Here is a 13,864-nt window from a genome sequence, read left to right as displayed (position 1 = left end):
GGCGCAAGGGTTCGACACAACGCATGAATTTATCGATTGCAACATGGGAGGGTGTACCGGCAATTATTTTACAGACATTGCTGGGAGGCCCGTTTTTAACCGGGTTTCTGCTGTATCTTGGGGCCGGGTCGAAACATATCGGCTTTGTGCTCGCGATTACCACGTTCGTGAATATTGCCCAGATCGGAGCAGCTTACTGGATGCAGCGTATTCGCAGCCGAAAACGCATGCTGCTGCTGTTTGTGGGCACACATCGTATCTTATGGAGTGCGACGGGACTGATCCCGTTTATATTTGCCAAAGAGTGGTGGGTAAGCGTATATATTGGCGTATATACGGTTGCTTTTATATCGAATACCATCGGCGGCATGATCTGGACTTCACTGATTGGCGATATCGTACCTGCCAAGGTGAGAGGGCGTTATTTCGGAATTCGAAATACGATTCTGAATGCACTTGGAAGCGTATGCTTATTCGCAGGCGGTATTGTTTTGGACCGTTACCCCGGAGAAATGGGCTTTTTGATTCTGTTTATTCCAGTTTGGATCTGTGCCATTGCCAATACAGTCATCTATTTCTTCTATCCAGACGTACCCTTTGAACGTTCAACCGAAAAGGTTTTCTGGCGGATGTTTATCAAGCCGTTCCAGGATCGTTCTTTCCTGAAAGCAACGCTGTTCCTGGCTTCCTGGTTATTGATCCAGACCTTGATTGTTCCGCTTTATTCCTATGTGATGTTGGATCTATTGAACATCAATTATCAGACCGTATCCCTGATCACGGTAGTCCAGACACTGGTTATGATGGTCGGTTTCTATGTCTGGGGTAATCTGAATGCCAGATTCAGCAACAAAACCTTGTTATTTTGGACATTGCCTGTTATTGCACTATCCTGTCTGTCGTGGGGGTTAATGTCGTTCATGCCCGTATTGATCGCGCTCTTTCTATCTCATATCTTCCTTGGGATCGGTGTAGGTGGATTCAATCAGCTGGCATTTAACTTTACGATCGGAGATACACCCAAAAGTGAAAGACCGATGTTTGTTGCCGTGTATTCGGCGCTGACCGGAGTAACCTCTTTTGCCGGGCCGCTGATGGGTGGCTGGTTGTATGAAAAGATGGAAACCTGGTCCGATGCACTGGCCTGGATCTCTGCCTACGGATTTCAGGTGGGCGTTGGTGTCGTGATGCTGATTCTTACATTTACCCTTGGACGTCGTGTGCTGTTAAAATAGATATTGAATATTTACACGAGCACTTCGATGACAGAACAACCTTCCGATCGCTGTTATCCCCAGATTTTTTTGATTCCTTTTAGAAAAGGAAAAATCCGGGGATAAAGACGAACGCTTCGCTTCTTCAGGTTATTTCTGTCCTCTCCGTTATCGTGTAAATGATTAGGTTGATCATAAAAAGATGGCGAAGTGGAGGGATGTACTTGAATCGTCTCGAACGGAAAGCCATGGTGATTGGAGCCACCGGGCTTGTAGGCGAATTACTGGTTCATAATCTGCTGGAGCACTCGGCATACAGCCTGGTTCGCGTTCTAGTTAGACGTCCGCTTAAGCTGCAACATCCCAAACTGGAACAGCATGTGTTGGATTGGGAACAGCTGGAGAGCCAAGACCATTTATTTGACGGAATCGATGACCTGTACTGTTGTTTGGGTACAACGATCAAAAAAGCAGGCAGTCAGGAAAATTTCCGCCAGGTGGATTACCATTACCCGGTTCGTGCAGCTACACTTGCGAAGCAGCATGAAGTACCACAGATGCTTGTGATCTCCTCTATGGGAGCGAGCGCAGGTTCCCGTGTCTTTTACAGTCGGACCAAGGGGGAAATGGAGGATGCGCTGTCCAATATCGGTTTTCAGTCATTGCATATCTTCCGCCCTTCTTTAATCCTGGGAGATCGAAACGAGAAGCGGTTCGGTGAGCAGATGGCTGCCCATGCCATGAAGTTTCTGGATCGCTGGATGAAAGGCAGAGCGGACAAATACCGGGCGGTTCACGCCGCAACCATTGCACAAGCTATGACGAATATTGCGCTGGTGCAAGCCAAGGGAAAGCATGTTTACCCGAATGATGTCATTCATGTTCTTGGTGCGGACGAGGGTTAAGAACCTTTGAACGAGCTGTTTGCTGCATGTGGCTAGGGAGGAGCGTTTCTCGCTTGAGGTAGATCGTGGTATAATAGGCAACAAAAATGAGTTCGAACCCTGACTCCTTAAGGTAGCAGGATAACGAACATGAAGGAGAACTCGTCCATGAAAAAACCAATCTCTACCGATCAGGCGCCAGGCGCCATTGGTCCATACAGTCAAGCCGTTGATGCAGGCGATTTCATCTACACTTCCGGACAACTCGGCCTGAATCCCCAAACGGGAGAATTCGGTGCAGATGTACAGGAGCAGACGCGTCTGTCCTTGAGTAATGTGAAGGCTATTCTTGAGGCAGCAGGCACAAGCATGGATAAAATCGTGAAAACGACGGTGTTCCTGAAGGACATGAACGACTTCGTTCCTGTGAATGAAGTGTATAGCACGTTCTTCGAACAGCCTTATCCTGCACGCAGTGCAGTGGAAGTTGCTCGTTTGCCAAAAGATGCACTGGTGGAGATTGAAGTTATTGCCCTGAAATAGGACAACCTTCATTCGCTCCGGTATACATAAAAAGCCGATTTCAGGTCGAATGACCAGAATCGGCTTTTTGCATTTTTGCGTTATATTTAAGCGTTATATATGATGGAAACTACTCAATCACGATCCTGATTACGGGCGAAGAACAACCATACCGCGTAGATGGCCAGTACGATCGCAATGATGATTGCCGTATAATATACGGAAGTGACATCCTTTTGTTTGAGTGCAATGGCGATATACGCCCATGTGAATACAAGTGGGTACACGCTGTCCCGATAACGGAAGCTAACGAGAACAGCCAGCACCATACCGACAATCAGCATGATGATCGTCCAGGTCGGTTCGCTGATACCAAAACCATCCCAGCCTATTTTATATAACAGCACCGCTGCATTGACAATCGTTGCCACGCTAATCCATCCGAGATAGATGCTGAATGGCAGCTTCACAAGCCAGATCTCAGCAGTGGTCGGAACAGTAATGGTACGTGTTTTTACATACAGCATGATCAGGCACAACAGAAGCAGTACAATGATTAGTAAAGCGAGTCCGGTCTGCAGATTTTGAAAAGCAAAAATCCACGCTACATTGAAGGCACAGCTTGCCAGAAACCAATATCCGAGGCGGGTAATCGAATCCCTTTTCCAGGAAGCGGGTACGAACTGATAGATCACGAACCCTGCTAACAGCAGGTAGATCAGACCCCATATAGAGAAGGCATAGCCTGAAGGTGTGAGCAGCACAGGGTACATATCCGATACTTCTTTGTTGGTCTTGCCTCCGATTGGCAGAGCGTTGGAAAGGTAGTTCACGACAATTACAGCGATAAAACCAATGGCGTTTAACCACTTGTACGGATTGTTACGTGACATTGAGTTTCCTCCTTGGTTTAACGAAATGAATGAACCACGGGTCAGTCTACAATGAATATACCCAGTTCTTGCACATTCTAATAACAGCCGCAAAAAATTCACAAGATGATCTTTCAAACTCTTGTGTGCTGCGGCTACGTTGGAATGGTACTCTGTCCCAATGTACGCGAAACGAAGTGGGAATATGTCCACATGATATTATGCCCCAAATGTCCAACGGAGGAGGATAAGAATGCTTTCAAGAGAGACGATGGAGAAACAGCAGACTTGGTTCTATGTAGTTGCACTATTCGTAGGAGCAGCGATAGGACTAAGTAGTTCGGCATGGGGGAATATTTTGCACTACACCGTGTCTCTGGTACTTGCCATTTTGTTATATAGCATGTTCGTACAGATTCCCTTTTTACAGTTAAAAGAATCCTGGTCCAACCTGCGATTTATGGGCGCGTTACTGGTAGCTAATTTTGTCGTTGTACCTGTAGTCGTATGGTTGCTTACACTGGTCTTTCCACAATCACCTGGCGTTCTGATCGGAGTCTATCTGGTACTGCTAACGCCCTGTATTGATTACGTCATTGTGTTCACGCAGCTCGGCAGGGGCAATGAGAAACTGATGCTCGCCGCTACACCTCTTCTGTTTGTTATACAAATGATTCTGTTGCCGGTTTATTTATGGCTATTGATGGGTGCTGAGGTAGCGCAGGTCATGCAGGTTGGGCCGTTCGTGGAGGCTTTTCTGTTCCTGATCGTTATTCCACTGCTGCTCGCTGTCGTTACACAAGTCTTCTCAAAAGGTAAAGCGAGCGGGGAGCGTGTCATGAACGCAACGGCATGGCTCCCGGTTCCGATGATGGCACTCGCACTGCTCGTGGTTGTCGCCTCCCAGATTGGGAAAGTCTACAATGATATAGCGATCATCGTGAACGTGATCCCGATCTATGTTGCTTTTATGATTATTATGCCTTGGATATCTCGGATCATTGCCAGGCAGTTTCGATTGAATACAGGTGCGGGGCGGGCGTTGATCTTCAGTTCAGCCACACGGAATTCGCTGGTTGTTCTGCCGTTGGCGCTGGCACTCCCGCCAGAATGGGCAACCATAGCTGCGGCTGTTATCGTTACTCAGACGATGGTGGAGCTTGCAGGGGAGCTAATTTACATTCGACTTGTACCTGCGGTGATTTTGCGCGATTGATGAGCGGACTAGGACGTGTCTATGTTATGATCTAATATAATTAATAAAACCATTTTTGGTAAATCAAAGGGGGTGTGGATATCGCTATTTATAGGAAAGTGATGTTCTACTTGGATATTGCTTTATTACTGTTCATCCTCATTATTTTCCCTATACAAGCTCAGAAGACGGAGAGCAACTTCCCTTACGTAATTATGGCTATATTCTTACTTGGAATAATCTTTCGGATTGTATCTTATCTTAGAAAAGAAAGAGCTAAAAAATCATCTTGAGCGATGCTGCTATTCAGGTTTAGTAAGTAGAAATAAGGACTCCCGTGAGGAGTCCTTTTAGTTTAGTTCAAGGTATTACATTCAAGCCTGAAATACAGTTTTACGATATTCCACTGGCGTGATGCCCTCCATTTTTTTGAACACTTTGCTGAAATACTTTTCATCCTGGAATCCAACCATCTCCGAAATTTTGGCGACTCGCAGGGAAGGATTTTGCAGTAGCAGCTTGGCGTTGTTGATTCGCAGTTTACCCAGATATTCTGACCAATTCAGACCAAATTGTTGTTTGAATTTACGTGAAATATACTCCCGGCTCAGGTAGAAACGTGCAGCCATCTGCTGCAAGGACAGGTCTTCCTGATAGTGGGCGTCCATATAACGTGCAATCTCACTCATGGGATCAGGATTGGCGGGGTGATGGGCAGTGAGCGCCTTTCCGGCTGCAAGCAGCCGTTGTTCCAACAATGAACGAAGCAGGGGGAAAGATAACAGTCCTTCAGCGTCCAAAGGTAACTCGGCAAAGGGAATAGACTGCTCCTCCGTTACTTCCTCCTCTTTGGATGGTAAACCTGCCGTATCATCAAGCCAGCGGCTCAGCATCCATTCCAGCTCATCGATCCATTGCTGGATCTGCTCGGCACTGACAACCTCAAGGTCAGTAATCGGGTCAAGCCACTCGGCGACCGCAGCAGATACACTGGAAGCCCGGCAACTCATGGCTGCCATACGCAGCGGTTCTTCATGGGCGGTTAAACGCCTGATTTTATTCCCGTTTGATGATTCCACTGCAGCATGGATTCGCTGCTTGGTCTGCAAAGCATTGCGTCGCCACAACCTTGAACTTGCTTCCAGATAGGCTGCTGCTATTCCGCCGGGGTAAGACTCACAGGTGAAGATGCCAAAATGAAGTTGACGCTGAATCGTTTGCTCCAATCCATGATTGACCTTGTCCAGAATATGATCCAATGAAGTAGATGGACCCCAATGCAGCAAGACAATCTCGTCCGGTTGATCCAACTGGCGAAACATTACGCCTTCCTCTGGTGTGGATAACATCTCGGCACAGATATTGAGTACCGAGAACACAAGCAGATCTGGTTGACTGCGGTATTTTGCCAGACAATCTGCATCCAGATGGGACAGGCTGGTGACAGCGACATGACAGACAGGGATTAGACAGGGGAGATTCAACTCATCCTGCAATCGCTGCATGTGTGATGGACTGCTGCCTCTTCCGACTGCAAGTTCGGTAAGAAGACGATCCTGATAATGGGGGCGCATTCGATTAACGACAATGGATTGTCGGGTGGATTGTATCCGAATGGCGTCCTCTTCTTCCCAGGCTGTAACGGCCTTCAATAGAGAGGCATTCAGCTCGTCTGCTTCCACGGGTTTCAGGAGGTAGTCCATACCACCATGCCTGATTGCATGCCTCACGAGTTCAAAATCATCATATCCACTAATAACCAGCACCTTGCTGTGTGGGGCATGAGCGGATATCCATTCAAGTAATGCCATACCGTCCTTACCCGGCATACGCATGTCACTGAGAATGATTTGAGGCTGATGTGCTGTGATGTAAGCTATGGCTTCATCCCCGTCTGCCGCTTCAAGTAACGTATTAATGCCAAAGTCTTCCCAATGACCAAGCAACCTTATGGCATCGCGGACATGTTTTTCATCATCTACAAGCAGTGCCTTCATGTTGTTCACTCTCCCGCGTATAGTTTAACCTTGATCTTCACACCATTTGGTTCCCGATTGCTGATCTCAAGTCTGGCTGAGTGACCGGGATGTGAGTTCAATTGAAGTCTGCGTATCACATTTCGTAGACCGATGGACTCGGACTCGTCGGATTCCTGCGTGACTAACCCGTTTGCTGTGTGATTTTGGTGCAGCCATCCCCGGATCTCCAGTAATTTATCTTCAGGTATGGAGGGTCCGTTATTATTCAGTTCGATTTCAATCCAATGATCGTCGATTCGGCGGCTGGATAGGGATATATGTCCTTTGCCGGGCTGAATATCTGCCCCATGTTTGAAATAGTTCTCAATCAAAGGTTGTAACGTCATTCTGGGCATTTCGACAGACAGGGTATCTTCGGCAAAATCCAAATCCACCTCAAGGCGGTCACCGAACCGTTCCTGTTGCAGTTCCAGATATAATCGGGCATGCTCCGCCTCTTCGCGTAAAGTCACGCAGGTCTGATCCCGCATGCTGTAGCGCAGCATTTTGGACAGGGAAGAGAGTAAGGTATACGCCCGCTGTCCTTGCTGTTGAAGGGCAAGTGTACCGATCGATTGCAGTGTGTTATACAGAAAATGCGGATGAATCTGCGCTTGCAATGCTTTGAGCTGATTGGTCTTATTGGCAATTTCCAATCGATATTCCCGTAGAATCAGGTTATTGACCGTATCCATCATATCTCGGAAATGACGAGCGAGCACCCCGAATTCATCTCGGCTGGATAGACGGATATCCACATGCAGACGCCCGGCTTGAATCTGGTTCATATACCGCATGAGTTGCTTGAGCGGACCGGTGATTCGGATGGAGATGAACAGGGTTGCGACAATGACCAATACAAGCGCCGCAATGGCAATCAGCGCGTTATTCCACGTGAGTGTGGTCGCTCTGGCATATAACGTCTCATTCGGGATCTGTTTGACGATGGTCCAATCGGCGTACGTGCTGCCAAGCTGCTGGTATACATACATGGAACGATCCTGTTCAAAATGTCCTGCGACATTCTGGGCTGTACCAGCGCTAGATCGTGCAATATTCAGTTCGCTAGCCGTTTCATCTCGTAATGAATCCGTATGATTGACCTCAGAACGTCCCTGGTAAATGATCTGATTCTGTCCATCCACCACATAGATCTGTTCCTTAGCCGGATCATACAACCTGCCGGTTATCGCTGCAATGGTATTCATATTCAGATCAATAGCGAGCACACCCAGACGCTCGGTGGACGGAATATCCTTGATCACTCGATGCAAGGTAATGACCGTTCTGGCAGGATCATCGGGAGAGGCAGCCTTGAATCCGTAAGTATGACTCATATGAGCCGATTCCACCCAGATATCCGAGCTGCCACCGCCCATTTTTCCATGAAGTGAGTCGGAATAGGCCTGTTTACGTTCCTCCCGCTTCGGGAAGGGGTTCGTAATTAAAGTGGATTGATCAGCGGCAAAAGAGTGCAAATACAGCTGGAATACATCCGGCACAGCGGCACGTATCGTCTGCAAAGTGGTGTAAACCTCGGCCACCGCACGATAATCACCAGGAATTTTTGCCAAGTTACGCAGAAAGTTCGGGTCGTTATACACAGCAAGCGACGCCCTAGCCACGTTATCCACATAGTTATTGAGATTCGTGGAAGCTTGGTAGATCAGGCGTTTGTTCTCTTCAACAGCCTGTTCCCGCAGGGCCGTCTTGGTCTGAATAAATGTCATGCTGATCGATGCGAGTAGCGGAAGTGTGGTAGCAATGAGCATAAAGGCAATCAATTTGGTGCGTATACTGTAGTATTTGGACATCGGAACACCCCTTCTGATTGCAGGTTAAGAAAGGACAATATTTTACCCCCAACTGTTCACAAGGGTCGGTGTTCCCCTCGGAGATATTGGGGTTTAATAGAAAAAGAGGCCAATTTCATCCATCTATAGAAGGGGAGAACGATATGAAGCATCGCAAATCTTCACAGCTGTTACAGCAGCTCGTGTTCGTGGGTCCCTCCATCGTGTTTTTTATTCTCATCATCGTGGTCCCTTTCCTGCTTGGCATGGTGTATTCCTTTACGGATTGGAACGGGGTATCCGAGAACATTAATTGGGTAGGGTTTGATAACTTCGTGCATGTTTTTGCAAATGATCCCAAGTTCCAAACGGCATTTTGGTTTACGGTGCGCTTCACCGTGGTTGGTGTGGTACTGACCAATGTGATTGGATTTTTCCTGGCGTATTTCCTGACCAAACCGCTTAAGACGAGAAACATTCTGCGTACGATCTTTTTTATGCCTAACGTGATCGGTGGGTTGTTGCTCGGCTTTATCTGGCAGTTCATATTTGTGAAAGGGTTTTCAGCAGTAGGCGATGTAACAGGCTGGTCCTTCTTCAACCTTCCTTGGCTGGGAGACGAACCGACCGCCTTCTGGGGAATCGTGATTGTGTTTGTATGGCAGACCGCAGGATATCTGATGGTGATCTACATCTCATCCCTGACGAATGTATCCCCTGATCTGCTGGAAGCCGCCGAGATTGATGGCGCAAGTCGCTGGCAGGTACTGCGGAGCATCATTCTTCCGCTCATTATGCCGGGTGTAACGATCTGTCTGTTCCTGGCGATCTCCTGGTCGTTCAAAATGTTCGATCTCAATCTGTCGCTAACCAAAGGTGGGCCATTCGGATCGACAGAGTCGGTTGCACTCAATATTTACAATGAAGCCTTTGTGAATAACAGATATGGCATCGGAACCGCCAAAGCGCTCGTGTTCTTCGTAATCGTTGCCATCATCACCATGATTCAGGTACGTCTGACGAAGAGCAAGGAGGTAGAAGCCTAATGGAGACGACGAAAAACTACCGCTTGAGTACCATTCTAACCGAGATTGTCATGGTACTCATTGGACTTTTATTCATGGTTCCGTTCTACTTCCTGTTCGTGAATTCGGTCAAAACCTTCGGTGATCTGCTCACCAATTCGGCTGCATGGCCGGAAGTATTCCAGTGGGGCAATTATGCGAATGCTTGGGAGAAAATTAACTTCCCGTCTGCGCTGATGAACTCGCTAATCGTTACCGTGGTCAGCAATCTGTTGCTTGTGCTGATTAGTTCCATGGCCGCGTACCGAATGGTCCGCAGCAATACCCGGTTCAACCGGATTTTGTTCGGCATGTTCATTGCCGCCATGGTGATTCCGTTCCAGTCTATCATGATTCCCCTCGTTACTGTAACCAGTAATCTAGGGCTGATCGATAGCCTTGGCGGACTCATCATCTGTTATCTCGGTTTCGGGGCACCGATGTCAGTCTTCCTGTTCCACGGATTCGTGAAATCCGTCCCACTGGAGATTGAGGAAGCGGCTCGTGTGGATGGAAGCTCTGCCTACGGGGTGTTCTTCCGGATCGTATTTCCACTTATGAAACCGATGTATGTAACCGTCATTATTTTGAACACACTCTGGATTTGGAATGACTATCTGCTTCCATCCCTTATCCTGCAAAGCTCTAACCTGCGTACGATTCCCATTGCGACCTTTGCACTCTTTGGTCAATATACGAAGCAGTGGGATCTCGCTTTGCCGGCACTTGTGCTCGGTATCATGCCGATCATTATTTTCTTCTTGCTGATGCAGAAGTATATCATTCAGGGGATTACGGCTGGATCAGTTAAAGGGTGAGTGCGAGGGAAGGGTCACTGTAGTGGAGTGCGAGGCAAGGTCGCTGCCGGTATCAAGTTGCGCTTTCGGTCGCTGTTGCTCCTCGGTGGCCTGAATGTATTGGGGCAAAGGAAGCCACCGAGGTTCAAAGGCGAACGCTCCGCTCCTCCAACGCATCCTGATCCCTTTGCTCCCACCTCGCACGGAGGTGTGCAAAGGGGAGTCATGCCCGCATAGCTTGGGCATGACTCCTAGGGAAGAGAGCAATAAAGAGAAAAGACCAAGAAAGAAGCTTGTATAGCCAGGAACTTCTTCTGCAGAGTGAAGTGATGGTAAGCTCCTTTTTCAAAGCGCTAACGAATCCACCGCATCTTAATAGGCGGATAATCAAGGAATACAAATTGTAACGAATCTCAGCAACGTTATTCGGGTACAAAACGGCGTCAGAGCCCTAAAAATTGACCAAATCGACGAAATAACGTCGCTGTGATTCGTTAAAATTGTAACCTGTGCAAATAGGTGCGAATAACGTGCGCTCGGTTCGTTAGAATGAAAACACACTTCAAGGGAAAGTTATTATGTCATCGGAGTGCCAGTGTAAATATTCATTAGTGGAACTGTTATACTGAAACTACTATAGGGAGAGTGTGTGTATGAAAAGAATGACGAAGTTGACGTTGCTTATGCTGATTGCTTTTTCGGTAATGCTTGCAGGTTGTGGTAACGGGGATAAAAGCGGCAGTCCGGTCAACACGGATACTCAAGGTGGTGGCGAAGCTGCTGCCGGGGATAAAACCATTAAAATCTTTCAATTCAAAGTCGAAATTGCGGAAGCGCTTAATCGCCTTAAGGCGGAATATGAATCCTCCCATCCAGGGGTCAAACTGGACATTCAAACCGTGGGTGGCGGCAGTGACTACGGTGCTGCATTGAAAGCCAAGTTTGCCGCAGGCGAACAACCAGACATTTTCAACGTAGGTGGTTATCGTGAACTGGATACATGGCTTGAATATTTGGAAGATCTGTCTGGAGAATCATGGGCCAAGGATGCACTCGAAGTAGCCAAAGAGCCAATGACCAAAGACGGCAAGCTCTATGGACAGCCACTCGCGCTGGAGGGTTATGGTTTCATTTATAACAAAGACCTTTTCCAAAAAGCAGGCATTACCGAAATTCCAACGACACTGGAACAATTGGATCAGGCTGCACAGAAACTTCAGGCCGCAGGCATTACGCCTTTCTCGAACGGATATCAGGAGTGGTGGGTGCTGGGTAACCATAACGTAAACGTGGCATTTGCGAATCAGGCAGATCCGGTGAAATTCATCCAGGGGCTCAACGAAAGTACGGAGAAAATCCCTGGCAATCAGGTGTTCACCGACTGGATTAACTTGCTCGACTTAACGTTGAAATACAGCAACAAAAACCCGCTGACAACCGACTACAATACACAGGTAACCCTGTTTGCAACTGGAGAAGCAGCGATGATGCAGCAAGGAAACTGGACTCAAGTTCAGATTGATGGAATCGATCCAAATCTGAATCTGGGTATCCTGCCAATGCCAATTAACAATGAACCGAATGACAAATTGTTTGTCGGCGTGCCGAACTACTGGGTTGTGAATAAGAATTCCCAAGTGAAACCGGAAGCGAAAGAGTTTCTGGAGTGGCTCGTAACTTCGGATATCGGGAAACAATATATGACGAAAGAATTCAAATTCATCCCGGCGTTCAGTTCCATCACGGCATCCGAAGAGGATCTGGGTGACCTCGCTACAGAGATTATGAAGTATAGCCAGGAAAACAAAACACTCAGCTGGAACTTCAACCGTTTCCCTGAAGGGGTTCCACAGGAGTATGGCAGCACAATTCAAGCTTACGTTGCAGGCAAATCGGATAAAACCGGATTGCTCGACGCATTGCAACAGAACTGGGATAGTCTGAAAAAATAACAGGGTCCCATTCATTTAATGAATGTGGGAATATGAAAAAACATAAAAACAGGTGACTCCGGATTAATCGGAGTCACCTGTTTTTATGTGAAAATTTCCAGTCAGAAAATGCAAATATGAATGAATGGATCGACTAATACAGAAGGTGGAGGTGTTTGTATAATGTCTAAAACCTGTTGTTAGTACACGATATGGCAACAAATAGCCAAAATTTAAATATTTGGAATTTTTGTATTGACAGCCCTACTCAATATCCATATTATAGAAAAATATAGCAGAAAGTAAAGAAATTTGAATTGGAGGTGAAGTTCTTTATGAAGGATATCGTATTCCTGTGTGACAAGCGGATTAACACCAAAACCGGGTTTCTCGAAGCCTTGTCCAAAATATCGGATACAACCAACATTTTGTTGGTGGAACAAGGATATGAACAATTTGCCTCATTACCTGAGGGGTTGTTTAGTGCTGTGTTCGAAGTGAACGATATTACTCGGATTGATCAAGTGGAAGAGGTTTTTGAGCGCATTTTGGATGAGTATGATGTGGAACGAGTGATTGCCCCCACTGAAAATGTAGTGGAAACAGGAGGGTATCTCAGAACACGTTTTGGTATCCCTGGCATTCAGAAGAACCAGGCCGAGACAGTCCGAAACAAGTGGATCATGAAGGAGACATTGCGGCAGGCGGGAATCCATACGTCACAGACACGTATTGCGTCCAATGCAGTACAGATCAGAAAGATTGTCGCAGGTATTGGCTTTCCCATCATTATCAAACCGATTAGTGGCTGGGCGACGATCATGACGTACAAGCTTAGCAATCAAGAGGAGCTTGAGCGGTATATCAGCCATTCCTGGAATCGGGAATCAGTGCTCATTGAGGAATTTATCACCGGTAGGGAGTTCCATATAGACTCCATCGTTTCAGAAGGTGAGCTTGTGTTTTCCTCTGTCTCTGAATATTTGTTCAATTGTCTCGAAATCGTCCAGAATGATCGCCCTTCCGGCACGATCTGTTATCCCACTAACACCAACTTCGAATATGTGGAACGGATGCAGTCATTCAATGAAGAGATCATACGGACGCTTGGAATACGTAACAGTGTGTTCCATGCAGAGGTATTCCTTCTGCCGAATGGTGAGATCTGTTTTGGAGAGATTGGAGCACGTATTGGAGGCATTGTCATCATTCCGCCAATGGTGTTGAATTCCCATCAGGTTAACCTGTTTGATGCAGCCATTCAAACGGAACTGGGAATATATGAGGCCCCAAGCCTTGTTAATTCAGGCAAGTATACTGGTGCGATTAATTTCCCATCTGCTGTGGGCAAGATCGAAAGTATCTCATCAGCAGATGATTTCAAATCGATGGAAGGACTTATTGATATCCGAATTAACTATACATCGGGTCAGTCCATTTCAGGTGGTCGCGATACGATGTCTAGATCCGGATTTGCCATTGTGGAAGGCCCAGATATTGAATTCGTTAGAAAACAACTTCTAGAACTACATGACAAGTTTGTCCTGGTTCACCAATAAACCATTCTAGGAGGG

The 13,864-nt window shown here is 47.0% G+C and carries 11 protein-coding genes; 8 read left to right on the top strand and 3 right to left on the bottom strand.

The genetic code is table 11. From position 1 onward, the window contains the following. The first annotated feature begins 23 nt into the window (after nt 1-23). From HF638_RS14130 to HF638_RS14120, 3 genes are all read left to right on the top strand, one after another. Nucleotides 24-1,235, top strand: coding sequence for an MFS transporter (locus HF638_RS14130; protein WP_211175652.1), 1,212 nt, complete (start codon nt 24-26; stop codon nt 1,233-1,235). Nucleotides 1,236-1,462: 227 nt separating this feature from the next. Further along, nucleotides 1,463-2,119 carry an oxidoreductase gene (locus tag HF638_RS14125; protein WP_248278153.1) on the top strand — a complete coding sequence of 219 codons (657 nt, stop codon included), beginning with the start codon at nt 1,463-1,465 and terminating at the stop codon, nt 2,117-2,119. A 147-nt stretch (nt 2,120-2,266) separates the two neighbouring features. Beyond that, complete coding sequence (locus HF638_RS14120) at nt 2,267-2,641, top strand: RidA family protein (protein ID WP_017690870.1); 375 nt, start codon at nt 2,267-2,269, stop codon at nt 2,639-2,641. Between the two features lie 113 nt (nt 2,642-2,754). Here HF638_RS14120 and HF638_RS14115 read toward each other — a convergent pair whose 3' ends face one another. Further along, nucleotides 2,755-3,513: a tryptophan-rich sensory protein gene (locus tag HF638_RS14115; protein WP_169480771.1), complete on the bottom strand. Its 759-nt coding sequence runs from the start codon at nt 3,511-3,513 to the stop codon at nt 2,755-2,757. A 232-nt stretch (nt 3,514-3,745) separates the two neighbouring features. Here HF638_RS14115 and HF638_RS14110 point away from each other — a divergent pair, with 232 nt between their 5' ends. Next, nucleotides 3,746-4,708: an arsenic resistance protein gene (locus HF638_RS14110; protein WP_169480770.1), complete on the top strand. Its 963-nt coding sequence runs from the start codon at nt 3,746-3,748 to the stop codon at nt 4,706-4,708. Nucleotides 4,709-5,061: 353 nt separating this feature from the next. Here HF638_RS14110 and HF638_RS14105 read toward each other — a convergent pair whose 3' ends face one another. Together HF638_RS14105 and HF638_RS14100 are read right to left on the bottom strand one after the other, a co-directional pair. Then, the gene (locus HF638_RS14105) at nt 5,062-6,684 is read right to left on the bottom strand and encodes a response regulator transcription factor (RefSeq protein ID WP_169480769.1); all 1,623 of its coding nucleotides are present in this window, start codon (nt 6,682-6,684) and stop codon (nt 5,062-5,064) included. A 5-nt stretch (nt 6,685-6,689) separates the two neighbouring features. Beyond that, entirely contained in the window at nt 6,690-8,519 is a 1,830-nt protein-coding gene (locus HF638_RS14100) for a sensor histidine kinase (RefSeq protein WP_169480768.1), read from the bottom strand. A 143-nt stretch (nt 8,520-8,662) separates the two neighbouring features. Between HF638_RS14100 and HF638_RS14095 the strand changes: the two genes are divergently transcribed. From HF638_RS14095 to HF638_RS14080, 4 genes are all read left to right on the top strand, one after another. Then, nucleotides 8,663-9,544 (top strand): carbohydrate ABC transporter permease, encoded by an 882-nt coding sequence (locus HF638_RS14095; protein WP_036607341.1) that lies wholly within the window; start codon nt 8,663-8,665, stop codon nt 9,542-9,544. Then, entirely contained in the window at nt 9,544-10,380 is an 837-nt protein-coding gene (locus HF638_RS14090; RefSeq protein ID WP_169480767.1) for a carbohydrate ABC transporter permease, read from the top strand. The genes HF638_RS14095 and HF638_RS14090 overlap by 1 nt, the downstream gene beginning before the upstream one ends. A 632-nt stretch (nt 10,381-11,012) precedes the next feature. Further along, nucleotides 11,013-12,311, top strand: coding sequence for an ABC transporter substrate-binding protein (locus HF638_RS14085; RefSeq protein WP_169480766.1), 1,299 nt, complete (start codon nt 11,013-11,015; stop codon nt 12,309-12,311). Between the two features lie 314 nt (nt 12,312-12,625). Beyond that, nucleotides 12,626-13,849: an ATP-grasp domain-containing protein gene (locus HF638_RS14080; RefSeq protein WP_169480765.1), complete on the top strand. Its 1,224-nt coding sequence runs from the start codon at nt 12,626-12,628 to the stop codon at nt 13,847-13,849. The last annotated feature ends 15 nt before the right edge of the window (nt 13,850-13,864 follow it).

It is taken from the genome of Paenibacillus sp. SZ31 (assembly GCF_012912005.1).
GTDB lineage: Bacteria > Bacillota > Bacilli > Paenibacillales > Paenibacillaceae > Paenibacillus.
The sequence above is the reverse complement of the archived record's forward strand: the minus strand, read 5'-3'. Positions and strand labels throughout refer to the sequence as shown.